23 protein-coding genes and 3 tRNA genes are annotated in these 25175 nt (G+C 72.2%); 10 read left to right on the plus strand and 16 right to left on the minus strand.

The window, feature by feature from the left end:
* Positions 1 to 5: 5 nt before the first annotated feature.
* The gene (locus tag ACEY2A_RS06160) at positions 6 to 224 is read left to right on the plus strand and encodes an antitoxin (RefSeq protein WP_374927724.1); all 219 of its coding nucleotides are present in this window, start codon (positions 6 to 8) and stop codon (positions 222 to 224) included.
* 70 nt (positions 225 to 294) lie between these two features.
* Here the strand turns inward: ACEY2A_RS06160 and ACEY2A_RS06165 are convergent, their stop codons facing one another.
* Both ACEY2A_RS06165 and ACEY2A_RS06170 read right to left on the minus strand, forming a co-directional pair.
* Complete coding sequence (locus tag ACEY2A_RS06165; protein WP_374927725.1) at positions 295 to 756, minus strand: ribose-5-phosphate isomerase; 462 nt, start codon at positions 754 to 756, stop codon at positions 295 to 297.
* Positions 757 to 792: 36 nt separating this feature from the next.
* Positions 793 to 1443 carry a disulfide bond formation protein DsbA gene (locus ACEY2A_RS06170; protein ID WP_374927726.1) on the minus strand — a complete coding sequence of 217 codons (651 nt, stop codon included), beginning with the start codon at positions 1441 to 1443 and terminating at the stop codon, positions 793 to 795.
* Between the two features lie 160 nt (positions 1444 to 1603).
* Between ACEY2A_RS06170 and pepN the strand changes: the two genes are divergently transcribed.
* Genes pepN through ACEY2A_RS06190 form a run of 4 tightly spaced genes read left to right on the plus strand, consistent with a single transcriptional unit; the run spans position 1604 to position 7334 of the window.
* Complete coding sequence (gene pepN, locus ACEY2A_RS06175; RefSeq protein ID WP_374927727.1) at positions 1604 to 4177, plus strand: aminopeptidase N; 2574 nt, start codon at positions 1604 to 1606, stop codon at positions 4175 to 4177.
* Positions 4174 to 5082, plus strand: a complete 909-nt coding sequence (locus ACEY2A_RS06180) for a mechanosensitive ion channel family protein (protein ID WP_374927728.1) — start codon at positions 4174 to 4176, stop codon at positions 5080 to 5082. The genes pepN and ACEY2A_RS06180 overlap by 4 nt, the downstream gene beginning before the upstream one ends.
* Positions 5066 to 5587, plus strand: coding sequence for a globin (locus ACEY2A_RS06185; protein ID WP_374927729.1), 522 nt, complete (start codon positions 5066 to 5068; stop codon positions 5585 to 5587). The genes ACEY2A_RS06180 and ACEY2A_RS06185 overlap by 17 nt, the downstream gene beginning before the upstream one ends.
* Before the next feature lie 43 nt (positions 5588 to 5630).
* Positions 5631 to 7334, plus strand: a complete 1704-nt coding sequence (locus ACEY2A_RS06190; RefSeq protein WP_374927730.1) for a glycoside hydrolase family 13 protein — start codon at positions 5631 to 5633, stop codon at positions 7332 to 7334.
* 51 nt (positions 7335 to 7385) lie between these two features.
* Here ACEY2A_RS06190 and ACEY2A_RS06195 read toward each other — a convergent pair whose 3' ends face one another.
* The 4 genes from ACEY2A_RS06195 to ACEY2A_RS06210 are packed head-to-tail and all read right to left on the minus strand — an operon-like array spanning position 7386 to position 11014.
* Complete coding sequence (locus tag ACEY2A_RS06195) at positions 7386 to 8408, minus strand: 6-phosphofructokinase (protein WP_374927731.1); 1023 nt, start codon at positions 8406 to 8408, stop codon at positions 7386 to 7388.
* A gap of 28 nt (positions 8409 to 8436) precedes the next feature.
* Positions 8437 to 9765, minus strand: coding sequence for a NupC/NupG family nucleoside CNT transporter (locus ACEY2A_RS06200; RefSeq protein WP_374927732.1), 1329 nt, complete (start codon positions 9763 to 9765; stop codon positions 8437 to 8439).
* 35 nt (positions 9766 to 9800) lie between these two features.
* A complete protein-coding gene (locus tag ACEY2A_RS06205) occupies positions 9801 to 10463 on the minus strand; it encodes a hypothetical protein (protein WP_374927733.1) in 663 nt (220 codons plus the stop codon).
* Positions 10460 to 11014 (minus strand): acyl-CoA thioesterase, encoded by a 555-nt coding sequence (locus ACEY2A_RS06210; protein WP_374927734.1) that lies wholly within the window; start codon positions 11012 to 11014, stop codon positions 10460 to 10462. The genes ACEY2A_RS06205 and ACEY2A_RS06210 overlap by 4 nt, the downstream gene beginning before the upstream one ends.
* 72 nt (positions 11015 to 11086) lie before the next feature.
* On the opposite strand from ACEY2A_RS06210, the gene ACEY2A_RS06215 reads away from it, so the two are divergent.
* Positions 11087 to 12061 (plus strand): acyl-CoA thioesterase, encoded by a 975-nt coding sequence (locus ACEY2A_RS06215; RefSeq protein WP_374927735.1) that lies wholly within the window; start codon positions 11087 to 11089, stop codon positions 12059 to 12061.
* Here the strand turns inward: ACEY2A_RS06215 and ACEY2A_RS06220 are convergent.
* The 7 genes from ACEY2A_RS06220 to ACEY2A_RS06250 all read right to left on the minus strand — a co-directional run bounded on the left by ACEY2A_RS06220 (position 12048) and on the right by ACEY2A_RS06250 (position 20196).
* A complete protein-coding gene (locus ACEY2A_RS06220) occupies positions 12048 to 12971 on the minus strand; it encodes a pseudouridine synthase (RefSeq protein ID WP_374927736.1) in 924 nt (307 codons plus the stop codon). The two genes, ACEY2A_RS06215 and ACEY2A_RS06220, sit on opposite strands and share 14 nt — an antisense overlap.
* 51 nt (positions 12972 to 13022) lie before the next feature.
* Positions 13023 to 14705, minus strand: a complete 1683-nt coding sequence (gene ettA, locus ACEY2A_RS06225) for an energy-dependent translational throttle protein EttA (RefSeq protein ID WP_374927737.1) — start codon at positions 14703 to 14705, stop codon at positions 13023 to 13025.
* A gap of 72 nt (positions 14706 to 14777) precedes the next feature.
* Positions 14778 to 15350, minus strand: coding sequence for a single-stranded DNA-binding protein (locus ACEY2A_RS06230; protein WP_374927738.1), 573 nt, complete (start codon positions 15348 to 15350; stop codon positions 14778 to 14780).
* A 108-nt stretch (positions 15351 to 15458) separates the two neighbouring features.
* Complete coding sequence (locus ACEY2A_RS06235) at positions 15459 to 17150, minus strand: GTPase (protein WP_374927739.1); 1692 nt, start codon at positions 17148 to 17150, stop codon at positions 15459 to 15461.
* Complete coding sequence (locus ACEY2A_RS06240; protein WP_374927740.1) at positions 17147 to 18859, minus strand: dynamin family protein; 1713 nt, start codon at positions 18857 to 18859, stop codon at positions 17147 to 17149. The genes ACEY2A_RS06235 and ACEY2A_RS06240 overlap by 4 nt, the downstream gene beginning before the upstream one ends.
* Before the next feature lie 44 nt (positions 18860 to 18903).
* Positions 18904 to 18976 (minus strand) — tRNA-Arg (locus tag ACEY2A_RS06245).
* Between the two features lie 47 nt (positions 18977 to 19023).
* Entirely contained in the window at positions 19024 to 20196 is a 1173-nt protein-coding gene (locus ACEY2A_RS06250; RefSeq protein WP_374927741.1) for a PrsW family intramembrane metalloprotease, read from the minus strand.
* A 54-nt stretch (positions 20197 to 20250) separates the two neighbouring features.
* Between ACEY2A_RS06250 and orn the strand changes: the two genes are divergently transcribed.
* Both orn and ACEY2A_RS06260 read left to right on the plus strand, forming a co-directional pair.
* A complete protein-coding gene (gene orn, locus ACEY2A_RS06255; RefSeq protein ID WP_374927742.1) occupies positions 20251 to 20922 on the plus strand; it encodes an oligoribonuclease in 672 nt (223 codons plus the stop codon).
* 132 nt (positions 20923 to 21054) lie between these two features.
* Positions 21055 to 21130: transfer RNA gene (locus ACEY2A_RS06260), tRNA-His, on the plus strand.
* A 78-nt stretch (positions 21131 to 21208) separates the two neighbouring features.
* Here the strand turns inward: ACEY2A_RS06260 and ACEY2A_RS06265 are convergent.
* The 3 genes from ACEY2A_RS06265 to ACEY2A_RS06275 all read right to left on the minus strand — a co-directional run bounded on the left by ACEY2A_RS06265 (position 21209) and on the right by ACEY2A_RS06275 (position 24377).
* A complete protein-coding gene (locus ACEY2A_RS06265) occupies positions 21209 to 22231 on the minus strand; it encodes a 1-aminocyclopropane-1-carboxylate deaminase (protein WP_374927743.1) in 1023 nt (340 codons plus the stop codon).
* Between the two features lie 67 nt (positions 22232 to 22298).
* Positions 22299 to 22982 (minus strand): GntR family transcriptional regulator, encoded by a 684-nt coding sequence (locus ACEY2A_RS06270; RefSeq protein WP_374927744.1) that lies wholly within the window; start codon positions 22980 to 22982, stop codon positions 22299 to 22301.
* A 165-nt stretch (positions 22983 to 23147) separates the two neighbouring features.
* A complete protein-coding gene (locus tag ACEY2A_RS06275) occupies positions 23148 to 24377 on the minus strand; it encodes a YihY/virulence factor BrkB family protein (protein ID WP_374927745.1) in 1230 nt (409 codons plus the stop codon).
* 135 nt (positions 24378 to 24512) lie between these two features.
* Here ACEY2A_RS06275 and ACEY2A_RS06280 point away from each other — a divergent pair.
* A tRNA-Lys gene (locus ACEY2A_RS06280) sits at positions 24513 to 24588 on the plus strand.
* Positions 24589 to 24899: 311 nt separating this feature from the next.
* Positions 24900 to 25148: a WhiB family transcriptional regulator gene (locus ACEY2A_RS06285; protein WP_374927746.1), complete on the plus strand. Its 249-nt coding sequence runs from the start codon at positions 24900 to 24902 to the stop codon at positions 25146 to 25148.
* Positions 25149 to 25175: the final 27 nt, after the last annotated feature.

Consider the following 25175-nt stretch of genomic DNA (forward strand, 5'->3'; position numbering starts at 1 on the left):
GAATCATGGACAACGTGAACGCCGACAAGGCCAAGGACATGGCGGGCAAGGGCTACGACGCCCAGTCCGAGAAGGTTGACGGCGCGATCGACTCCGCCGGCAACAAGCTCGACGACGCCACCGGCGGCAAGCACGGCGACAAGATCCAGTCCGGCGGCGACAAGGCCGGCGAGTACCTGGACGGTCTGTCCGGCGACCAGAACGCCGAGGGCGACAAGGCCTGACCCGCCCCCGAGAGCGCGACGGCCCCTGACCCACCCGGGTCAGGGGCCGTCGCCCGTGTGAGGGCCCTGCTCAGCCGGGCAGGGAGCCGTCCCGCTCGTAGGCCTCCACCATGGCGACGCGACGGGCGTGGCGCTCCTCACCCTCGAACTGCGTGGTGAGGAAGGCCGTCACGATCGCCTCGGCGGTCGCGGTGTCGGTGAAGCGGGCACCGATGCTCACGACGCGGGCGTCGTTGTGCTGGCGGGCCAGGGCTGCCAGCTCGGGCTGCCAGGCCAGGGCGGCGCGGATTCCCTCGACCTTGTTGGCCGCCATCTGCTCCCCGTTGCCGGAGCCACCCAGGACGATGCCCAGGGAGCTCGGGTCAGCGGCCACCGCGCGGGCGGCGGGCAGCACGAAGACGGGGTAGTCGTCCTGGGCGTCGTACTCGGCCGGCCCGTGGTCGACGACCTCGTGGCCCTGCTCGGTGAGCCAGCCCACCAGGTGGCGCTGCAGCTCGAAGGAGGCGTGGTCGCCGCCGATGTGGATGATCATGGTGCTCCTGTCAGGCTCTGGGGGTGCGGGGGGCGGTCAGTCGAACTGTGGACCGGCGTCCCGCGAGCGCTTCAGCTCGTAGAAGCCGGGGGTGGAGGCCACCAGCACGCAGCCGTCCCAGAGGCGCCCTGCGTCCTCGCCCTTGGGCGCGGGCGTGACGACCGGCCCGAAGAAGGCCACGCCGTCCACGGAGATGACGGGCGTGCCGACCTCGTCGCCCACCAGGTCCACCACCCGCTGCTGACGTTCCCGCAGGTCCGCGGTGATCTCGTCCTGGGGATTGTCTCCCACCCCCTGCGGGAAGGCCACGTCGGCGAGCTCGGCCGGCAGACCGACCTCCGCCAGCGCCTCGACGATCACCGCCTGTCCCTCCTCGACGTTCTTGCGGCCACCGGGGTGGAAGCGCTCCCCCATCGCGTCGTAGAGGGCCTTGGCCTGCTCCGGGCCGTGAGCGGCCATGGCGGCGGAGATCACGCGCACCGGGCCCCAGGCGTGCTGCATGGCGGTGGCGTAGTCCTCGAGCAGGTCACGCCCCTCGTTGAGCACGGCCAGGGACATGGGCGACCAGGTGACCTCGATACCGCGCACCTGCTCCACCTCCATGAGCCACCGGCTGGTCATCCAGGCCCAGGGGCAGGTGGGGTCGAAGAACATCTCGACGGCTGGCTGCTGTGTCGTCTCGCTCATGCCCCGAGTCTGCCACCCGGCCCCGGGGAAGGCCCGCCTCCGGGGCGAGGACCCCCTCGTCCACAGCCGTGTGACCGGTGCCACACAGCCGTGCAAGACTGCCCCGGACCCGGCCCCCATCACGGCTCCCGACGCCACCACCCACACCTGGAGGACCTTCGTGCCCGGCAAGAACCTCACCCGCGACGAGGCGATGCAGCGCTCGCGTCAGATCGCCACCCACTCCTACGAGGTGGCCACCGACGTCACGGACGGCCCCCACACCTTCGCCACCAGCAGCCGGGTGCGCTTCACCTGCCACGAGGCGGGCGACAGCTTCATCGACTTCATCGGCGAGTCGGTCCGCCGGGTGGAGCTCGACGGGCAGCCGCTGGACGCCAGCGCCTTCGACGGCGCCCGCATCCCCCTGCCGGGCCTGGCCGAGGGCGAGCACGAGCTGTACGTGGAGGCCGTGGGCCGCTACATGAACACCGGTGAGGGCCTCCACCGGTTCGTGGACCCCGCCGACGACGAGGTCTACCTCTACACCCAGTTCGAGGTGGCCGACTGCCGCCGCATGTTCCCCGTCTTCGAACAGCCGGACCTGAAGGCCACCTTCCAGTTCACGATCACGGCGCCGGCGCACTGGGAGGTGGTGAGCAACGAACCCACTCCCCGGCCGGAGCCGGCGGGGACCGGCACCCTGGACGGCCGCACGACCGTGGAGCGCGCCACCTGGACCTTCGACGCCACGCCCCAGATGTCCTGCTACATCACCGCCCTGGTGGCCGGGCCGTACGTCCGCCACGCCGACACGGTCGAGACCCGGCAGGGGACGATCGACCTGGGCGTGCTGGCCCGCCGCAGCCTGGACGCCCACCTGGACGCCGAGAACATCTTCGCGGTCACGAAGGCCGGCTTCGGCTTCTACGAGGAGTACTTCGACCAGCCGTACCCCTTCACCAAGTACGACCAGATCTTCACTCCCGAGTACAACATGGGCGCGATGGAGAACGCCGGCTGCGTGACCTTCGCCGAGATCTACGTCTTCCGCTCGGCGGTGCCCGACAGCCTGGTGGAGCGCCGCGCCCTGACCATCCTGCACGAGCTCGCCCACATGTGGTTCGGCAACTTCGTCACCATGAAGTGGTGGAACGACCTGTGGCTCAACGAGTCGTTCGCCGAGTGGGCCTCCACGACCTGCCAGACCGAGGCCACTCAGTGGCGCACCGCCTGGACCACCTTCGCCATCAGCGAGAAGACCTGGGCCTACCACCAGGACCAGCTCTCCTCCACCCACCCCATCGTGGCCGAGATCCGCGACCTGGCCGACGTGGAGGTGAACTTCGACGGCATCACCTACGCCAAGGGCGCCAGCGTGCTCAAGCAGCTGGTGGCCTACGTGGGCGAGGAGGCCTTCCGCGACGGGCTGCGCGCCTACTTCGCCGAGCACAAGTGGGGAAACACCACCCTGGCCGACCTGACCCGGCACCTGGAGGCCACCTCCGGGCGCGACCTCGCACCCTGGGTGGCCGACTGGCTGGAGACCGCCGGGGTGAACACCCTCACCCCGGTGCTCGAGACCGCCGCCGACGGCACCGTGACCGCCGCCCACATCGAGCAGACGGCCGCGGCCGACTGGCCCACCCTGCGGCCCCACCGCATCGCCGTGGGCGCCTACGACCTGCAGGACGGCGCCCTGGTGCGCACCGACCGCTGGGAGCTGGATGTCGCCGGCGAGCGCACCGAGCTCACCGGCCTGGTGGGCCGCGCCCGCCCGGACCTGCTGCTGCTCAACGATGACGACCTGGGCTACTGCAAGGTGCGTCTGGACGAGGTGAGCCTGGCCACCGCCACCGAGCACATCGCGGCCTTCACCGACTCGCTCCCCCGCGCCGTGGTGATGGGCGCTGCCTGGGACATGACGCGGGACGCGCAGATGTCGGCGCGCGACTTCATCGAGCTGGGCCTGCGCGCCCTGCCCGGGGAGACCGACTCCACGCTGGTGCGCATCCTGCTCTCGCAGCTGGAGGCGGCTGCCGGGCGCTACGTGGCGCCCGAGCACCAGGAGGCCACGGCCGACCGCCTGGCCGAGGAGCTCGGCCGACTGGTGGAAGGGGCTCAGGCCGGCTCGGACCTGCAGCTGCAGCTGACCACCGCCTGGGCGGCCGCCGCCCGCGGCGAGGCCGGCGTGGCCCGCCTGCGTGCCCTGGCCGACGGGTCCCAGACCCTCCCCGGGCTGGAGATCGACACCGACATGCGCTGGGTGCTGGTGACCGGGCTCGCCAAGAACGGCGCCCTCAGCGACGACGAGCTCCAGGCCGAGGCCGCCCGGGACCGCACCGCCTCCGGGGCCGAGCGGCTGGCCAGGGCCCGCGCCGCGCGCCCCGACGAGCAGAGCAAGCAGCAGGCCTGGGACACCGTGTGGGGTGGCAGCGGCCTGCCCAACGCCGAGGTGGTGGCCACTGCTGCAGGGTGGCAGCGCGTGCAGGACCCCGAGGACCTGCGCCGCTTCGTGGCCCCCTACTTCGACCGCGTGGGATCGATGTGGGACGACCGCACCCACGCCATCGCCGAGGCCGTCGCGGGCGGCTTCTACCCGCACGCCCTGGTGCACGACGACGTGGTGCAGGCAGCACAGAACTGGCTGGACAGCCACCCCGACGCCTCGCAGGCGCTGCGCCGCGTCATCGCGGAGAACCGGGACGGCACGGCCCGCGCGCTGGCGGCACAGGCCTTCGACGCCCGCTCGTGAGCCCGGTCCCGGCCGTGGGGGTCGTCGGTGCACTCCCCTCCGGCGACGAGCTCGGCCGCGTGGTGCTCTCCTGGCTGAGCACCCACGGCCTGGCCATCGTGGTGATCGTCCTCGCGGCGCTGGTGCTGCGGGCACTGGCACGCCACCTCATCCGGCGGCTCACCACGTGGATGACCGACCACGCCCACGAGTCCACCGCCGACGGCCGCCGCGCCGACCTGCGCCGCCGACAGCGGGTGCTCACCCTCACCAGCCTGCTGCGCAGCGCCAGCTCGGTGGTGATCTGGACGGTGGCCGCCCTGATGGTCTGCGACCAGCTGGGGCTGCCGCTGGCGCCCCTGCTGGCCAGCGCCGGCATCGGCGGTCTGGCCATCGGCTTCGGAGCGCAGTCGCTGGTGAAGGACGTCATCAGCGGGGTGATGCTGATGATCGAGGACCAGTTCGGCGTGGGCGACTGGGTGGACCTCGGGGAGGCCAGCGGTGAGGTGGAGGAGGTGACCCTCCGCGTCACCCGCCTGCGCTCGGCCGACGGGGTGGTCTGGTACATCCGCAACGGGGAGATCCTGCGGGTGGGCAACACCTCGCAGGGCACGCCGGTGGCCACGATCGACGTGCAGGTGGCCGCCCGTGCCGACTCGCGCACGGTGTCCGAGGTGCTCACCACCGCGGTCCAGGAGTACGCCGCCTCCCCCGAGGGCGACCGCCAGCTGCTGGGCGTGCCCACGGTGGCCGGCATCCAGGAGGTGCGGGGCGGCGCCATGACCGTGCGCATCTTCGCGGACTGTGCCGCCGGGGAGCAGTACGCCGCGGCCCGGGGTCTGCGCGCCGCGGCCAAGCGCGCCCTGGACGCCGCCGGGGTGCCCGCACCACCGGTGCGAGACTGGGACCATGAACCGCCCCGCTGAGCCCCCCCGCAGTGAGACGCCCGCCTCGCAGCCCCACCCCGAGACCATCTACGAGATGGTCGGTGGACACGAGGCGTTCGTGCGGCTGACGGCCCTGTTCTACGAGGGCGTCGCCGCCGACGCACCGCTGCGCGACCTGTACCCCGAGGAGGACCTCGGGCCCGCGGAGGACCGGCTGCGCATGTTCCTGGAGCAGTTCTTCGGCGGCCCCAAGACCTACTCCGAGACCCGCGGCCACCCCCGGCTGCGCATGCGCCACGTGGACTTCGCGGTCACCCCCGCGCAACGGGACCGCTGGCTGCACCACATGGGCCGGGCCATGGACCAGATGGACTTCCCCGCCGAGGCCGACCAGATGATGCGGGCGTACTTCGAGCGCGCCGCCCACTTCATGGTGAACACGCTCCAGGACGACGCCCCGCCGCTGAGCGAGTCGGCCCCGCCACCCCCCATTCACCCCGCTCCCCGCCGCCCCCGGCTGTCGGTGCGCCGCGTGGAGGAGTGAGCACCCGCATCGGACCGGTCATTCCGTGCACCACAATGGACGGGTGACTGAGAACCCCCTGACGACCGGACCGATCGTCCACTCCCCCTCGACGGGCACCGAGTGGTGGCGCCATGCGGTGATCTACCAGATCTACCCCCGCTCCTGGGCCGACGGCGGCGGGGACGGCACGGGTGACCTGGCCGGCATCACCTCCCGGCTGGAGCACCTCGCCGCCCTCGGTGTCGATGCGGTGTGGGTGAGTCCCTTCTACGTCTCACCCATGAAGGACGGCGGCTACGACGTGGCCGACTACCGCGACATCGACCCCCTCTTCGGCACCCTGGCCGATGCGGATGCCTTCATCGCCCGCGCCCATGAGCTGGGCCTGCGCGTGATCGTGGACCTGGTGCCCAACCACTCCTCGGACCAGCACGAGTGGTTCCAGGCCGCCCTGGCCGCGGGTCCGGGCTCCCCCGAGCGTGAGCGCTACCTGTTCCGGGAGGGCAGCGGACCGGACGGCTCGCAGCCCCCGAACGACTGGGGCAGCGTCTTCGGCGGCGAGGCCTGGACCCGGGTGGACGACGGCCAGTGGTACCTCCACCTGTTCGACAGCAGCCAGCCGGACTTCAACTGGCGCAACCCCGAGGTGCGCGCGTACTTCGAGGACGTGCTGCGCTTCTGGCTGGACCGCGGCGTGGACGGCTTCCGCGTGGACGTGGCCCACAGCCTGGTGAAGGCCGAGGGCCTGCCCGACTTCGCCGAGGTGGCCACCATGGCCGGCGCGTCCACCGCATCGAACCAGGGCCCGATGTGGGACCAGGACGAGGTGCACGAGGTGTACCGCCGCTGGCACGAGGTGCTGGCCGAGTACGACGGCGACCGGGTGCTGTGCGCCGAGGCGTGGGTGCCGGACCCCGAGCGGCTGGCCCGCTACGTGCGCTCGGACGAGATGCACCAGGCCTTCAACTTCGACTTCCTGGAGACCCCCTGGCGCGCCGACGACCTGCGTGCCTGCATCGAGCGCTCCTACGCCACCAACGACGCCGTGGGCGCCCCCACCACCTGGGTGCTGAGCAACCACGACGTGGTGCGGCACGCCTCCCGGCTGGGGCTCACCGTCGGCGAGCGCCGCCCCAACGGCATCAGCGCCGAGGACCCGCAGCCCGACGCCGAGCTGGGCCTGCGGCGGGCCCGGGCGGCCACCACCATGATGCTGGCCCTGCCCGGCTCGTCCTACCTGTACTACGGCGAGGAGCTGGGTCTGCCCGAGCACACCTCGATGGACCCCGACGCGCGCCAGGACCCGGCGTGGTTCCGCACCCGCGGCACGGCCGAGGAGCAGGTGGGCCGCGACGGCTGTCGGGTGCCGATGGCCTGGGAGGGCGACGCCCCGGCCCTGGGCTTCAGCGCCACCGGGGAGACCTGGCTGCCGCAGCCGCCGGTCTACGCCGAGCTGGCCGTGGACCGCCAGGAGGGCGTGGAGGGCTCCACGCTGGAGCTGTACCGCACCGCACTGGCCGAGCGGTCGCGCCGCGGCACCGCCGCGGGTGGGCTGTCCTTCGTGGAGGGCCTGCCCCAGGGCGTGTTCGGCGTGGAGGTGCAGGGCGCAGAGGGCGTGGTGACCGTGCTGTGCAACACCGGCACCACCACCCTGGAGCTGCCGGAGGGCGCCCGGGTGGTGCTGGACAGCATCGCCGGCGGCCCGTCGGGGGCCCGCACCCTGGAGGCCGACCACACCCTCTGGCTGGAGGGCTCGCTGGCCTGACGGCCTGACGGCCCGCGGGGCCCACGGCCTGCACGCACCGGGACGGGGCGGTCATCCGAACAGGATGGCCGCCTCGTCCCATCGCTCCCGGGGCACGCTCTTGAGCTCCGTGGTGGCCTCGGCCAAGGGCACCCGCACGATCTCGGTGCCGGCGAGCGCGACCATCTGTCCGTACGCGCGGTCGTGCACCGCATCGAGGGCGGCGGTCCCGAAGCGGGTGGCGAGCACCCGGTCGTAGGCGGTGGGTGAGCCGCCGCGCTGCATGTGACCCAGCGCCATCGCACGCGACTCGATGCCGGTGCGCGCCTCGATCTCGTGGGCCACCTGCTCCCCCACCCCGCCGAGCCGCGGGCGGCCCATGCCGTCCACCTCGCCCCCGGAGACGATCTCCCCGTCGGGCATGAAGCCCTCGGCCACCACCACCAGCGGCGCCCGGCCGCGCTCCATGGTGGCCTCCACCCACTCGGCCACCTGGTCGTAGCCCACGGGCACCTCCGGCACCAGGATGGCGTGCGCCCCGCCGGCGACTCCCGCGTGCAGCGCGATCCACCCGGCGTGGCGGCCCATCACCTCCAGCACCATGCAGCGGTGGTGGCTCTCCCCGGTGGTGCGCAGGCGGTCGATCGCCTCGGTGGCCACGTGCACGGCCGTGTCGAAGCCGAAGGTGTAGTCGGTGGCGCTGAGGTCGTTGTCGATGGTCTTGGGGACGCCCACCACATCGATCCCCTCGTCGTGGAGCATGCGGGCCACGGTGAGCGTGCCCTCTCCCCCGATGGCGATGAGGGCGTCCATGCCGTGGCGCTCCATGGTCTGACGCACCCGCTCGGCGCCGCCGTTGCCCTCGCCGTAGGGACCCACCCGGGAGGTGCCCAGGATGGTGCCGCCCTGCTTGCTGAGCCCGCGGATCTGGTGGCGCGGCAGCGGGGCCACGTCATCCTCGACCAGGCCCCGCCAGCCGTCCTTGATGCCGAGGAACTCGTGGCCGTGGATGCGGTCGCCCTTGAGGACGGCGCCGCGGATGACGGCGTTGAGGCCGGGGCAGTCCCCGCCGGAGGTCAGGATGCCGATGCGCATGACCTCATCGTGCCACCGGACCCGCGGCTCAGGCGATGAGGATGCCCGCGATGGCGGCGCTCATCAGGTTGGCCAGGGTGGCCGCGAGGATGGCGCGCAGACCGAGGCGGGCGATGTCACCACGCCGCTCGGGGGCCAGGCCGCCCAGACCGCCGAGCAGGATGCCCAGGGAGCCCAGGTTGGCGAAACCCGTGAGGGCGAAGGTGGTGATGGCCTGGGTGCGGGCGCTGAGCGTCTCGGCCACCGGGGTGAAGTTGGCGAAGGCCACGAACTCGTTGAGCACGATCTTCTGGCCCAGGAAGGAGCCGGAGGTGCTGGCTTCGGACCAGGGCACACCCACCAGGGTCATGACCGGTGCGAAGACCCAGCCCAGGAGCTGCTCGAAGGACAGGTCGGGCTGCCCGAACCAGCCGCCGACGGTGCCCAGCAGCAGGTTCATCAGCTGGATGAGCGCGATGAAGGCCAGCACCATGGCACCGATGGTCAGGGCGAGCTTCAGGCCCTCCTGAGCGCCGAGCGCGGCGGCCTCGATGACGTTGTCGGCCTCCTCCTCGGCGAGGTGCTCGTCCTGCGGCTCCTCCTGCGGGCGCTGGCCCAGGGTGGAGGCGTCGTCGTCCGACAGGACGGTGGCGCCCCCGCCGGAGGCGGCACCGGAGACAGCGGGCTCGCTGGCGGTCGCCGCGCCGCGGGCACCACCGGCCATCGCCCCGTCGGGGACCATGATCTTGGCCATGAGCAGGGCGCCCGGGGCAGCCATGAACGAGGCGGCGATGAGGTACTCCATGCTCGCGCCCATGAGTGCGTAGCCCGCCAGCACCGAGCCGGCCACCGTGCTCAGGCCACCGACCATCACCGCGAACAGCGCCGACTCGTCCAGACGGCGGATGTAGGGCTTGATGAGCAGCGGCGCCTCGGTCTGGCCCACGAAGATGTTGGCCGCCGCATTCACCGACTCGTAGCGCCCGGTGCCCAGGACCGTGCCCAGCGCGCGGCCGATGCCGTTGACCACGAACTGCAGCACGCCCAGGTGGAAGAGCACGGCAGTCAGCGAGGCGAAGAAGACGATCACCGGGAGCACCTGGAAGGCGAAGACCGATCCCTCCTCGGGCAGCACGGGACCGAAGAGGAAGTCGATGCCGGCACCGGCCGAGCCGATGACCGCCGACACCCCGTCGGCCACGGCCGACAGCGCCTTCTGGCCGGGCTCCCAGTACAGCGTGAGCACACCGAAGCCGACCTGCAGCCCCAGGGCTGCCAGCACCGTCCGCCAGCGCACCGCACCGCGGTCCGCGGACACCAACCAGGCGATGAGGATCAGGGCGAGCATGCCGCCCAGCCCCCAGAGGATCGTGAGCACGAGAGTTCTCCTTTCGGCGCCCACGCTAACCCGGATCAGCGGGCGAGCACGTGCCCCCGCTCCGTGGAGAGGCGCCACCACGGGCCGACGCGCCAGAGCACCGCCTCCGGTCCGTCGCCGAGGAAGCCCAGAGCGTGGGCGCCGAACGCCAGTCCGCGGGGCCAGCCCACCCCCACGCCGGTGGCCCAGACCCGCCGCCGCAGGTCGGCCACGGCGGCCGCTCCGGAGCCCTCGGGGGCACCGGCGGTGACCTCCTCGATGCCGGCGCGCGCGACGGCGGCCAGGTCCCCCTCATCGATGCGGGCGACGGGCTCCCACCCGCCGCGTGGCGGGCTGATGCTCGCCCACCCGGCGCGGACCTCGGAGGGCGGCACGGAGAAGTCGGTGGTGTCCGCGCCGCGGGCTGCCAGCCGGTCGGTCACCGCGGCCAGCGGCACCACGGTGTCCACCGGGGCGGTGGCACTGGCGCGCGCCACCCGCAGGCCGAGCACGGTGCCGTCGCCGAGCACGCCGGCGCCCTGCACGACGCACACCCAGGTGGCCAGGTGGCCGTCGGCGCACTGCAGCCGCATGGCGCCCTCGGCGTCGAGCCGCTTGGCCCGGCCGGTCAGGACGGCCAGGTCGTCGAGCTCCGCCGGGCTGGGCAGGGTGATGACGGGCTGGCCCTGGGGTCGCTGCGTGTCACCGGCCGGGCTCACCGGCGGAACACCACCGGGTCGCCCTGGTAGCGGCCGAGCACCTCGCGCTCCTCGGCGGTGAGGCGGCGGGGCCGGGCGGCCTCGAAGTCGTAGGTCACGATGGCGGTGCTGGCGTGCAGGGCCACCGGCAGATCGGCCTCGGTGGGTACGGGCTGGTCGAGCGACACGGGGGCGTCACCGTGGGCCAGCGGGTGCTCGCGGAGCTCGTACTCCATCGTGAAGCTGCCGCCGGAGAGGGTGCCGATCCACATGTCCACCACCACCGGGGCGTAGCGGAACTCCACCGGGCGCAGGTACTCCACCTTGTGCGAGGCCACCAGCAGGCCGGTCGTCAGGGGGCTGGCCCCAGTGAACCAGTCGTGCATGCCCTGCACGCGGGCGTCCTCCAGCAGCTGCAGGAAGGTGACGTTGTTCACGTGGCCGTAGGCGTCCTGGTCCGACCACCGCAGCGGCACGTTCAACCGGTAGGGACGGGGACCGTCCGTGGTCGAGGGGTGCGTGGTGAGCGTTCCGGCCGTCTGACGGCGGCCGCCGGGGGTGTTCGTCGTCATGGCGCCCATGGTCTCAGGCCGCGGCGCTGGGTGTGGCTCCGGTGGCGGGGGCCTCGTGGTTGAGTGGACCCCGTGACCGCAGAGAACACCTCCCAGAACCCGTCCCACGACCCCTCCGGACTGCAGGGCGAGCCCCCGCGCATGGGGTCGGGCATCCACCACGGCGGCCAGGTGGAGCTGCCCGAGAACCCCTTCGCCCAGCTCATGGAGGTGCTGGACATCAGGGCCCTGGGAGCCAACACCTTCATCGGTCAGAGCCAGCCGCAGCCCCACGGACGGGCCTTCGGCGGGCAGGTGCTGGCGCAGTGCGTCATGGCGGCCGGGCGCACCCTGGTGCCGCTGGACGAGGACGGCGACCGCTACATCCACTCCCTGCACGGCTACTTCCTGCGCCCTGCGGACTCCACACGGGAGATCCGCTTCGAGGTGGAACGACTGCGCGACGGCCGGTCGTTCTCGGCCCGGCGGGTGCACGCCTACCAGGACGACCGGGTGCTGCTCTCGATGACCACCTCCTTCCAGGAGCCGGCCGAGGGACTGGACCACCAGGAGCGGATGCCGGACGTGCCCGCCCCGGAGGAGCTGCCCAGCATCGGCGAGCTGCTGGCCGGGGTGGACGACCCGCGCGCGATCTTCCTCACCAAGGGCCGACCGGTGGACATGCGCTGGGTGGACGCCCCGCTCTACGGCAACAACTTCGCCCGCACCGACCGCCAGAGCGTGTGGGTGCGCTTCACCGGCCAGATGCCCGACGACCCGCTGGTCAACGCTGCGGCGAGCGCCTACCTCTCGGACTACACGCTGCTGGAGCCGGTGCTGCGCCGCCACGGCATCGCGTGGACCGACACCCGCCTGCGCCCCGCGAGCCTCGACCACGCCATGTGGTTCCACCGCCGCCCCCGCCTGGACGACTGGATGCTGTACACGCAGTCCTCCCCCTCGGCACAGTCCGGGCGGGGCCTCGGCGTGGGCCGGCTGTTCCACGCCGACGGCACGCTCATGGCCTCGGTCGCCCAGGAGGGCATGGTCCGCATCAAGGAGGGCTGAGCGGCAGCACGCGCGGCGACTCCCCCACCCGCTGCTCCCCGGTGAACGGGTCGGTCCACTCCAACCGGGTGGCCAGCAGCTGCAGGGGCGTGGAGAAGTCGCCGGTGACCTGCTCGGTCTGCACCGGGTAGAGCGGGTCGGCCACGATCGGCAGCCCCAGGTGCGCCAGCTGCACGCGCAGCTGGTGCGTCCGGCCGGTGTGGGGGTGCAGCCGCAGCCGCGCCCGCCCGGCGCCCTCATCAACCTCCACCGCCTCGATGCGGGTGACGGCGTTGGGCGGTCCGGGCACCACGACCACCTGCTGACTCCCCCGTTTCTTCACCAGGTGGTGTGCCTGCTCACCGGCCGCCCGCTCCACCAGCTCGGCCAGTGACTCCGCCCGCCCCGGCGACACGGACACCACGGCCTCGTAGGTCTTGGTCACCTGTCGCTGCTCGAAGAGCTGCTGCAACGGCCGCCGGGCCGCCCGGGTGCGCGCGCACAGCAGGACCCCGCTGGTGAGGCGGTCCAGCCGGTGCACGGGCACCGCATCGCCGAACTCCTCCTGCACCCGGGCGACGACGGTCTGCTGCACGTGCACCCCGCGCGGGATGGTCGCCAGGAAGGGTGGCTTGTCCACCACCACGTGGTGCTCGTCGGCCCACAGCACCGGCAGCCCGCCGGGCACCTTCGACTCGGTGGGGTACGGGCGGTACAGCCAGGCCACGCGCCGCCGCGGGCCGGCGGGCAGGTACTCGGTGGCCGCATCGACCACCAGCCCCCGCGAGCCCGGCTGGCCGTCATCCACGACCACCTCCCCCGCCTCGATGCCGGAGCGCACCAGCTCGGGCTGGCCCGTCACCTCCGCGAGCGCCTCCCCCACGGTCTCCCAGCCGCCACCCGGTGGGATGCGCACACGCGCGACGCCCATCCCCTCGCGCGGAGGCAGGGGGGATGGGCGTCGACGGCGGGAACGGCTCACTCAGTCACGCGTGAGGCGACGGTGGGTGACGCGGTGCGGACGCGCGGCCTCCTCGCCGAGGCGCTCCACCTTGTTCTCCTCGTAGCTGGCGAAGTTGCCCTCGAACCAGTACCAGTTCGCGGGCTCCTCATCGGTGCCCTCGTAGGCCAGGATGTGCGTGGCCACGCGGTCCAGGAACCAGCGGTCGTGGCTGATGACCACGGCGCACCCGGGGAACTCCAGCAGGGCGTTCTCCAGCGAGCCCAGGGTCTCGACGTCGAGGTCGTTGGTGGGCTCGTCGAGCAGCAGCAGGTTGCCGCCGGCCTTCAGGGTCAACGCGAGGTTGAGGCGGTTGCGCTCACCACCGGAGAGCACACCGGCCTTCTTCTGCTGGTCCGGACCCTTGAAGCCGAACTGCGAGACGTAGGCGCGGCTGGGGATCTCCACCTGCCCGACCTTGATGTAGTCCAGTCCGTCGGAGACGACCTCCCAGAGGCTCTTCTCGGAGTCGATGTTCTCGCGGCTCTGGTCCACGTAGCTGATCTTCACCGTCTCGCCGACCTTCACGGTGCCGGCGTCCGGCTCCTCCAGGCCCACGATCGTCTTGAACAGCGTCGTCTTGCCCACACCGTTGGGACCGATGATGCCGACGATGCCGTTGCGCGGCAGGTCGAAGGTCAGGTCCTTGATGAGGGTGCGGTCGCCGAAGCCCTTGGTCAGGTTGTCCACCTCGATGACCTGCGCACCCAGGCGCGGGCCCGGCGGGATCTGGATCTCCTCGAAGTCCAGGGTCCGCATCTTCTCGGCCTCGGCGGCCATCTCCTCGTAGCGCGCCAGACGCGACTTCGACTTGGTCTGTCGGCCCTTGGCGTTGGAGCGCACCCACTCGAGCTCCTCGGCGAGGCGCTTCTTGAGCTTGGCGTCCTTCTTGCCCTGGACGGCCAGGCGCTCCTGCTTCTTCTCCAGGTAGGTGGAGTAGTTGCCCTCGTAGGGGTACAGGCGGCCGCGGTCGACCTCACAGATCCACTGGGCCACGTTGTCCAGGAAGTAGCGATCGTGGGTCACGGCCAGGACGGCACCCTCGTACTCCGCCAGGTGCTGCTCCAGCCACAGGACGCTCTCCGCATCGAGGTGGTTGGTGGGCTCGTCCAGCAGCAGCAGGTCGGGCTTGCTCAGCAGGAGCTTGCAGAGCGCCACGCGGCGACGCTCACCACCGGAGAGGTGGGTCACGGGCTCGTCGGCCGGCGGGCAGCGCAGCGCGTCCATCGCCTGCTCGAGCTGGGAGTCGAGGTCCCACGCGTCCGCGTTGTCGATCTTCTCCTGGAGCTTGCCCATCTCCTCCATGAGGGCATCGAAGTCGGCATCCGGGTCGGCCATCTCGGCGGAGATCTCGTTGTACCGGTCGAGGTCGGCCTTGATCTGACCCATCCCCTCCTCGACGTTCTCACGCACGGTCTTGGACTCGTCCAGCGGAGGCTCCTGCAGCAGGATGCCGACGGTGTAGCCGGGCGTCAGCCGGGCCTCACCGTTGCTGGGCTGGTCGAGCCCGGCCATGATCTTCAGGATCGTGGACTTGCCGGCGCCGTTCGGGCCGACGACGCCGATCTTGGCGCCCGGGAAGAAGGACATGGTCACGTCGTCGAGGATGACCTTGTCGCCGACGGCCTTGCGGGCCTTGGACATGGTGTAGATGAACTCCGCCATGGAAGCTGAGTCTAGGCCGTGGCCCGGCACCCCGGGACCGCGGGCGGCCCCGGGGTCCCGCCACGTCCCCGCTCAGGCGGAGACCGCGTCGGGCTCGAGCTCGGAGGCGGCCCCCGCCGCGTGCTCCTGCGACTCCCGCGACTCCCGCGACTCCTGCGGCGCCTGGGCCTCCGGCGGCACGAACACCGGCAACGAGCTCTCCGCCGCCGTCACCGCAGCCTCCGCCGCCACGGTGCGCAGGCGCTGGCGCTCCTCCGCGGCGTCCTCGGCCTGCGGCATGGGCGGGCTGGCCACCTTCACGAAGCACGACTGCCCCCGCGACAGGTCGTGCCCCACGGAGGTGGCCTCGAGCTCCACCGTGGTGCCGCTGCGCTCGTCGGTGGACCAGTCCTGGATGCGCAGGCGCCCGTGCACGATCACGGGCTGTCCCTTGGCCAGGGAGCGGTACAGGTTGATGGCCTGGTTGCGGAAGGCGCACACGGTCATCCAGTTGGTGGCCACGGTGTCCACCACCCCGGTCGACCGGTCCACCCGGTTGATGTTCTGCGCCAACCGGAAGGTCAGGAACGGCGTGCCAGTGCGTCCCTGACGCAGGATCGGCTGGGTGGCCACGTTGCCGGTGACGGTCAGGTAGGTCTCGCTCATGGTGTCTCCCCACTGGGGCCGGCCCGGTTGGCCGGCGGTCCGCACACCGTGGCCAACCCGACCACCACCTCACAGCCCACCACCGCCCGCCCTGTGGACGAGCAGAGGTCAGTCCAGGGCGGAGTGCAGCAGCTCCCGGGTGCGACGGTGACGGTCCAGCACCTCGTTCACGGGGTCGAGCACCCGCTGCTGGGCCACCTCGCCGATGGCACCGTGCATCTCCCGGCCCACCTGACGGCGGCGCCGGCGTGCCCCGAAGCCCGCCATGAACCGGGCCAGCAGTGCCAGCAACAGTCCCAGCGAGAGCCCGCCCACCAGCAGCAGCGCCGGAATGGGGAGCCCCCGCCAGGTGGGCGGCTCGCCCAGCGGCAGCATCAGGAAGCCCTCACCCAGGGCGAGCAGCACCAGCCACACCAGACCCACCACGGTGGCCAGCAGGAGCAGCCACTGCAGGACGCCGACCACCGGCCACCACCAACTGGACCGCTGCTGCACGCCCGTGCGGCGCACCGCCGTGTCCAGCTCGTCGGACAACCGGTCGATGGGGGGCACCGCCGCATCCATGACGGCCTCGGCCCACCGGCGCGGCAGCCCCACCGATGCGGCATCGCCCACCTCGCGGCAGGCCAGGTCAACCGCCGAGGTGGCGGTCTGCGAGGCCTCGGGAATGGACGACCGTCCTCGGGCCGCCGAGAAGTCCTTGCCGGCACCCTCGCCCTCCCCCAGGCGCAGGCGCTTCAGGGGGTCCGGGCGCAGGTGCCGCACCCAGCGCGTGACCGGCCAGCCGGTGGCGGCGGTGGCGCGACGCAGGTGGTCGGCCTCCACGGCGCGCAGCACCGTGGGCACACCTGCGGCGCGACTCAGGGCGGGGACCAGGCGGTCGTCCCCGGGCAGGCTGATCTCCGGCTCGCGCTCCCCCACCGAGTCCAGCAGCGCCTCGGCCGAGGTCCGCACGTCACCCAGCAGGCGCGCCCGGACGGCCTTGTTCTCCGCCACGATCTGCGCCAGCTGGTCCCGCAGCGCGTCGAGCCCCAGCCCGGTGCGTGCCGAGACCGGCAGCACCCGCACGTCGCCCACCCCGTCGCGCTCCAGCAGGCCCCGCAGATCGGCCAGCACCTCCTCCCGCGCCTCCGGTGGCAGCAGGTCGGCCTGGTTGAGCACCACCAGCATCACGGTGTCGTGGTGGCGGCGGGCCCGGATGTAGTCGTCGTGCATGCGCGCGTCGGCGTACTTCTGCGGGTCGGTCACCCACAGGAAGAGGTCGGCCATGTCCAGCACGCGGTCGGCCTCGGCGTGGTGCGCGGTCTCGCGGGAGTCGAAGTCGGGCAGGTCGAGCAGCACCAGTCCGTCCAGGGCGCCGGGTGCCACGGCCTCGCCGCTGTCGGGACCGGGGCCCTCCTGGGCGCGGTGGCGGCGGTGGACGCCGATCCAGTCGAGCACCTCGGTGGCCGGCGCCGAGCCCCACACCACGGCCGATGTGGTGGACGTCGTCGGCCGCTTGATACCCGGCTCGGTGACCTCGGCCCCCGCGAGGGCGTTGGTCAGCGAGCTCTTGCCCGAGCCGGTGGCCCCGGCCAGGGCCACGATGGTGTGGTCGCCCGCCAGGGCGGTGCGCTCGTCCACCTTGGCCGCCACGGTGCCGGCCCGCCCGGCCGCCACCGGCTCGAGCTCCCGTCCTCCGGCATCGACGGCCTCACGGAGGGCCAGGGCGCGCTCGCGCAGGTGGGTCCGCTGCTCCTCGCGCTCCCGGTCGGGGTCCACGGGGGCGTCGCCGCGCGAGCGGCCCACCAGCGGGCTCACCGCTGGGCCTCCACCTCGGCGGCGGCGTGCCGCAGGTGGGCGGCCACCTCGGGGCTCACGCCGACGTCCTGCAGCACCCGCTCGTAGCGCGAGCGCTCGTCCTCGAGCAGCTCGGCCACCCGCTCCATGAGGTTGCGGCGCGCCGCGGCCGCGAGGGAGCGCACGGCCTGGTCGCCGAAGATGGCCTCCAGCAGGCGCTGGGCCACCACGGCCGAACCCCCGGCGATGGCGACCTCGCTGCCCAGCAGCGCGCCACCGGTGCTGGCGAAGACCAGCACCATGAGCAGCACCCCGATGCCGTTGACGCCCAGGGCCAGGTAGCGCGCCGTGGTGCGCTTGCTGCCCGCCTGACGACGGACCAGCTCCAACACGTCACCCTGCCAGTCGTGGACCAGTTGCTGGCTGCGCTCCCGCGCCCCGGCGCCCGGGCGCGCCAGGTCGGGGTGACGTTCCAGCAGGGCCTCGCCGGCCGGGTCCGCACGCCAGGCACGTGCCGTGACCGCCGCTGCGGCCTCCAGCTGGGCCTCCAGCAGCTGCGCCACACCGTCCTCCAGGGCCTCCCCCAGGTCGTCCGTCGTGGCCGAGCGCGGCTTGCCCGTGAAGAAGGAGGTGACGCGGTCGCGCAGGCGACCGACCCCCGCATCGAGCTGCTTGAAGATCTCGCCGGTGCCCACCAGCTCCTGCCACCGGGCCAGCACCTCGCCCCGCAGCAGCGATCCGTCGCTCATGGCCTCCTCCACCCGGCCGCGGGCGTCCTCGTGACCACGGCGGGCGTCCTCACGCAGGCTCTCGACCACCGAGACCTGGTGGTCCACCCCCTCGGCCACCTGGAGGGAACGACGCTGCAGCGAGGCCAGGGTACCCGCCAGCGTCCGGCGGATGACGGCCTGCCGGGCGTCGGCGTCGTCGGCGAGCGAGTAGAGCCAGCCGCGCAGTGCGCGCACCTCCTCCGGCGGGAGCAGACCCTCCTCGGTGAGGTGGGACTCCGGCACGGAGAACACCGGCGCGTCCCCCAGCCCCTGCTCGCGCAGCATGGCCGAGAAGTCCGTGCGCACCTCCTCCATGGCGCCCTCGGGCACCCGGTCCAGCACGAGGGCCACCGAGGTGCCCCGCTCCGCGGCCTGCAGCAGCATCTGCCACGGCACCGCGTCCGCGTAGCGGGCGGCCGTGGTCACGAAGACCCACAGGTCCGCCGCACCCAGCAGCTGCCGGGCGAGGTCGCGGTTGGCCTGCACGACCGAGTCGATGTCGGGCGCGTCCAGCAACGCCAGCCCGGGCCGCAGCGTGCGCGACTCCACCAGGCGCACCGCCCCCGCATCGGCGTCGTCGCCCTCTCCCCCGGTGACGCGCGCGAGCTCCGGGAGCACCCGGTCGGTGGTGAACCAGCCCGCATCACTGGGGTGGTGGATCAGCACCGAGGCGCGGGTGGTGGGCCGCAGCACACCACTGCGGGTCACCACACCCCCCAACAGCGAGTTGACCAACGTGGACTTGCCCGCGCCGGTGGACCCACCCACCACGCACAGCAGGGGCGCGTCCAGGGCCTTCAGCCGCGGCAGGGCGTAGTCGTCGAGCTGACGCAGCAGCTGACCCCGCTGGTCGCGGGCCTCCGCGGCCTGCGGCGCCTCCAGCGGGAAACGCGCTGCCGCGACGGCGCCACGGAGGTCGGTCACCGCATCGAGAAGTTCAGGGTCCACGCGCTCAGTCACGTGGACAGACTAGGCCCAGCGCCGGGCTCCCCCGGGCAGGCTCGTGCCCCCGGCGCGATTCGAACGCGCAACCATCGGATTAGAAGGCCGGTGCTCTGTCCATTGAGCTACGGGGGCGGGCGCCGACACACCCCGCAGGGCGCACGCGGACGCGGCGCCCCAGTCTAGTTCCTGGGCTGCTGCACGCCGGCGAAACGCTCCCGCAGCGCCGGCAGGCGGTCCAGGAGCTCCTGCTGCTGGGCCACCTCGCGGACCTCCCACGCCGGCGCCGGGCGCCACTCCACGGGGCCGTGGCTGCGATGGCGCCGGTCGAGCCGGGCCCGCAGGTGCGCCAGCCGCGTGGTCACCCGCTGGAACTCCCGCATGGCCTGCCGTCCGTCGCGGCCGGCAGCGGTCTGTGCCCACTCCGCGGCGCGGCGCCGCTCCGGGGCGTGGCCCACCATCCGGGCCTCGAAACCGGTGAGCCACCCGTTGCGCACGTAGACCTCCAGGTGCCGACTGACGTGGCGCAGCTCGTGGCGACGCACCCACACCACGAAGACGATGAAACCGATGAAGACCGGCACCTCGAAGAGCAGGTACAGCAGCAGCCACCCGGCCTGCAGCACCACCGAGAGGTTCCAGATGCCGTGCAGCAGCACCGCCAGGCACCAGCCGAGGACCGGCAGGGCGAAGCGCCAGCCGCCGGAACGCGCCAGGGTCGCCCGGCCGATGGCCGCGCCGATGCAGACCGTGAACAGCGGGTGCGCGAAGGGGCTGGGCAGGCCGCGCATGATGAACGTGGCGGTGAGGCCGCTGGTGCCCATCTCCCCCAGCGCCGCGGCGAAGTACAGGATGTTCTCCACGAAGGCGAAGCCCGCGGCCACCACCCCGGCGTAGACCACGCCGTCCACCACACCGTTGAGCTGACGCGGCCGGAACCACCACAGCCCCAGGAGGAAGGCACCCTTGAGGGACTCCTCCACGAGCGGGGCCACGATGACGGCGGTCACCGCATCGGCCGGCAGGCCCATCATCGCGGCGAGGGCGTAGGCCACGTCGTTCACGATCAGGGCGAAGCCCGTGGCCACGACAGCGCCCCAGGCCAGCGCGAGGGCCAGCAGCCAGCCCGGTTCCCGCTCGAAGGAGTCCAACCAGAGGAACACCGGCAGCACGATGCACAGCGGGATGGCGGCGAGCAGCGCCAACAGGGGCAGCTGCACGTCGCCGAACTGGGCACCGAAGGTGAGTCCCATCACCACCGCGCCGATGCCGAACAGGATGACCAGCAGGCCGGCCACGGCGACGACCGCCGGCCAGTCACGGGGCTGGGGGGCGGAACGTGGTGTCGGGGACATGCGCCCACCCTAGGAGCACCCGCCGACACCCGGTGCGCTGGTTACCCTTCTGGGGTGAGCAGCGCCGAGCAGACCCAGCCCCCCGCCCCCGACGAGCGCCCCAACCCCAGCGGCAACCCCCGGGCGCTGGACGACCGCATCGTGTGGATCGACTGCGAGATGACCGGTCTGGAGCGCACCGACGTGCTGGTGGAGATCGCCGCCCTGGTGACCGACTTCGAGCTCAACGTGCTGGGTGAGGGCGTGCAGGTGGTGATCCGTCCGGACGACCTGGGGGTGCTGGAGGACCTGAACCCGGTCGTGCAGGAGATGCACACGGCCAGCGGGCTGCTGGAGGAGATCGAGCACGGCGTCTCGGCCGCCGAGGCCGAGCGCATGGTGCTGGAGTACGTGCGCGAGTGGGTGCCGGAGGCGGGCAGGGCACCGCTGGCGGGCAACTCCATCGCCACCGACCGGCGCTTCCTCGCCGCGGAGATGCCGGAGCTGGACGCCTACCTGCACTACCGCCTCATCGACGTCTCCTCGGTCAAGGAGCTCTCCAAGCGCTGGTTCCCCCGGGCCTGGTTCAACTCCCCCGACAAGGCCGGCGGCCACCGTGCCCTGGCCGACATCCGCGAGTCCATCGCCGAGCTCGCCTACTACCGCGAGGCCGTGTTCGTGGACGCGCCCGGGCCCTCGACGGATGAGGCCCGCGCCGCCGCCTCCCGCCACGCTGTGGGGGGCTGAGGCCACCGGGTTCACGAGCACCCCCCGAGAGGGGTTAAGATGGTCCCCGCTGTTCGGCGCCGAGCGCCGGAAGCGGCTGGTGACAGCTGGAAACATTTGGAAACAGTTGGTGACAACTGGACACACAGCATGGTGGGCGTAGCTCAGCTGGTAGAGCACCGCGTTGTGGTCGCGGTGGCCGCGGGTTCAAGTCCCGTCGCTCACCCCACGAGAAGGCCCGGGATTCCAACGAATCCTGGGCCTTTCGCATGCGGCCGGGTGTGCACATGTGCGCACCCGGCCCAGATCAGCCCTCGAACACCCCGCTGTAGGCGTTGAGCGCCGGCTGGCCACCGAGGTGCGCATAGAGCACGGTGCTGTCGCGCGGGATCACTCCCTCACGCACGAGGTCGATGAGGCCCGCCATGGACTTCCCCTCGTACACCGGGTCGATGATGATCCCCTCCAGCTCACCGGTCAGCCGGATCGCGTCGAGGGTGGACTGCACCGGGATGCCGTACTCGTCACCGGCCCAGCCCTCGCGGACGTCGATCTCGTCGTCACGCAGCTCGCGCCCCAGACCGATCAGCTCGGCGGTGTTCCGCGCGATGCGGGTGACCTGCGCCCGGGTCTTCTCCAGGGTGGCACTCGCGTCGATGCCGATGACCTTGCGCGGGCGCCCACCGGCCTCCTCCAGCTCGGCGAACCCGGCGATCATGCCGGCGTGGGTGGAGCCGGTGACGGTGCACACCACGATGGTGTCGAAGAAGACGCCGAGCTCCTCCTCCTGCTGGGCCACCTCGTGCGCCCAGTTGGCGAAGCCCAGGCCGCCGAGCGGGTGCTCCGAGGCCCCGGCGGGGATGGGGTACGGCGTGCCTCCGGCCTCACGCACCGACTCCATGGCCTCCTCCCACGAGGGCCGGATGCCGATGTCGAAGCCGGCCGGGTCCAGGCGCACGTCCGCCCCCATCACGCGGGAGAGCAGGATGTTGCCCACCTTGTCGTTCACCGGGTCGTCCCAGTTGACCCACTTCTCCTGCACCAGGACGGCCTTGAGGCCCAGGTGGGCCGCGACACCGGCCACCTGACGGGTGTGGTTGGACTGCACCCCGCCGATGGAGACGAGCGTGTCCGCGCCGGAGGCCAGCGCGTCGGGGACGATGTACTCGAGCTTGCGGGTCTTGTTGCCCCCGAAGGCGATGCCGGAGTTGCAGTCCTCCCGCTTGGCCCACACCCGAGCGCCGCCCAGGTGCTCGCTGAGCCGCTTGAGCTCGTGCACGGGGCTGGGGCCGAACGTGAGGGGGTAGCGCTCGAAGTCACGGGTTGCCATGGTCTCTCCTGGTGGGTCGGGCCCCGTGGGGCCGGTGTGTACTGCCGGTGGGTCGATGGGGTGAGGCTCACCCCATCGGCTGGTCGGGGGGTGGCGCGGCGTGCAGGCTGTTCCAGGTGGCGCGGGCGGCCTCGGCGGCCGCCTCGCCGTCTCCCCCTGCCAGGGCCTCGATGAGGCGCGCGTGCAGGCCGTGCGAGTCGTGGGTGGCGCGCCCGGCGCCGGCGGCGTCGGCGAAGCGCAGGCGCTCGGCGCGGCGCACCAGCGGGCCGTGGAGCTCCAGGGTGTCGGCCAGCACCGGGTTCTCCGCGAGGCGCACCACCACGTCGTGCAGGTGGTCGTCGGCCTGCAGCGCGGCGTCGGCGTCACCGACCGCCAGGGCGCGGGCGAACTCCTCGTTGGCCTGCCGCATCTCCTCCACGGCCTCGGCGTCCACGCGGTGGGCGGCCAGCTCGGCAGCCAGCGCGTGCATGGCGGCCACCACCGGGACGGCCTGGGTCACGCGCTCGTCCTCCAGGGGCATCACCACGGTGGAACGCCCCGGCAGGGTGCGCACCAGGCCGGAGCGCTCCAGGCGCATGAGGGCCTCGCGGATGGGGGTGCGGCTCACGCCGATCCACTCCTGGAGCTCGCTGTCGCGCAACTGCTCCCCGGGGGTGAGGGTGCCGTCCACGATGGCGTCGCGGAGGACGGCATGGGCGCGGTCTCGCAGGAGGGTTCGTCCGACCACCGAGCGCTTCTGGGGAACTGGCATGCAATATATTGCACTCCACTGGGCGGCGGTTGTCAACCCCTCGCCGGGCGCACGCCAGCCCGGCCGCGGACGCGCGTGACCCCGCCGCGGCAGGGCCACGACGGGGTCACGTCAGGGGACGCAGGGCGTCAGCGGGGGCCGGGGGCGACCCGCCCAGGTCAGCGGTCAGTCACGCACGCCCTCGCGACGGGCCGGGGCGGCCTCCAGACGCACCTCCCGGGCGTCCTGGACCAGGGCCTGCTCCTTCTCGGCCGCCTTCTCGGCGCCGGACTCGCCCCTCAGGTCGAGCGTCATGTCCTCCTCGGCGCGCTGCCCGCGCTTCAGCTCGCGCATGCGCTCGGCCTCCGCATCGACCTCCGCGCCCAGCAGCAGCACGGTGTTGGTGAGCCACAGCCACAGCAGGAAGACGATCACACCGGCCATCGAGCCGTAGGTCGCGTCGTAGTTGCCGAAGTTGGCGATGTAGAGACCGAACGCGGCACTGGCCACCACCCAGACGACGAAGGCCAGGATGGCCCCGGGCGTGAGGATGCGGCGGGGCATCTTCACGTTGGGCGTGGCCCAGTAGAGCAGGCGGAAGATGAAGATGACGATCAGCGCGGCGGCCGGCCACTTGGCCCAGGCCCAGATGGTGGTGGCCAGGTCACCCAGACCGATGACCCCGAAGACCGACTCGGCCACCGGGCCGGTCAGCACGAAGGACATGCCCAGCACCACGACCAGCAGCAGCACGATGGCGGTGACCAGCACCATCACCGGGCGGAGCACCCACACCGGGCGGCCCTCGGGCACCTCGTAGATGCGGTTCATCATGCGGCTGAAGCCGTTGACGTAGTTGGAGGCCGACCACAGGGCACCCAGCAGACCGATGGCCAGCGCGATGCCGGCACCGGAGGACTCCTGCTGCTTGGAGATGAAGTCCTCCACGAAGGTGTACCCGGTGGAATCCGGGTCGGCCCCGAGGTCCTGGGCGATCTGCAGGAAGGCCTGCGTGGTGGACTCGCCCTGGCCGAACACACCCAGCAGCGAGACCAGGCCGATGATCGCGGGGAAGATCGACAGCACCGCGAAGTAGGTGAGGCCGGCCGCGAGGTCGGTGCACCCGTCGTCCTTGAACTCGTGCAGAGCGCGCTTGCCCACGAGCTTCCAGTCGCTGCCCTCGAGCTTCACGTCGTCGGCGTCACCCTGGGAGGCCCCCCGCGTGGCGGTGCCACGCTCGCCCCGCTCAGCCCCCTGCCCGGGACGGTCCTCCCGCACGTCGCGGTGGGCCCGGGAGTCGTCGGACCACTCGGCCACCTGGCTGCGGCGCCGGGCCGCCCGGTCGCGCTGCACCCGGTCCTCCACCTCCTCCTGGGAGTGGCGGGCGGTCCAGAGCTCGTCTTCCGTGGGTGTCATGCGCATCCTCGCAACGGTGGTGAAGGGCGGACTGTCTCCCCCATAGTGGAACACGGCGGCGAGCCCCGGCGTGGGAACTCCGCGGCGGGGCCGATTTCGCCCTGCCGCCGGTCTCTGCTACTGTGCTCCCTCGTTGCGCCAATAGCTCAATTGGCAGAGCAGCTGACTCTTAATCAGCGGGTTCGGGGTTCGAGTCCCTGTTGGCGCACCAGAGCGGAACGGCGAGAGCCTCGGTCCCCACCGAGGCTCTCGCCGTTTCCGTGGGGTCCAGTCCCTCCTCCGACGCGTCGTCGGAATTCGTGAGAGGCGCCACATCGAGGCCCCGGATTCGCGGAATCCCTTGATTCCCAGCCCTCCTCCTGTGAGGATGAATGTCGGGCGATCCGGTGTTGACGACTGCTGGCGACTCCTCGACAGGACGTCGACCACGATGTGCCCGGGAACTCGAGTCCCTGGCCACGGATCCAGATCAGGACGCAACAGCGACACTCACCCTCACACGGTGTTCTCGAAAGGTAGGACATGGACTGGCGAAGCAGAGCGGCCTGTCTCGACGAGGACCCGGAACTGTTCTTCCCCATCGGGAACACGGGCCCGGCCATCGAGCAGATCGAGAAGGCCAAGAAGGTCTGTGCCCGGTGCGAGGTCACGGAGACGTGCCTCCAGTGGGCGATCGAGACCGGCCAGGACGCCGGAGTGTGGGGCGGCCTCTCGGAGGACGAGCGCCGCGCCCTCAAGCGCCGCAACGCCCGCGCACGACGCGCCAGCTGACCCCCCGCACACAGGGCCGCCCCACCA

Origin of the sequence: Kytococcus sedentarius, assembly GCF_041937525.1 — a bacterium.
In the GTDB taxonomy this organism is placed as follows: Bacteria; Actinomycetota; Actinomycetes; order Actinomycetales; family Dermatophilaceae; genus Kytococcus; species Kytococcus sedentarius_A.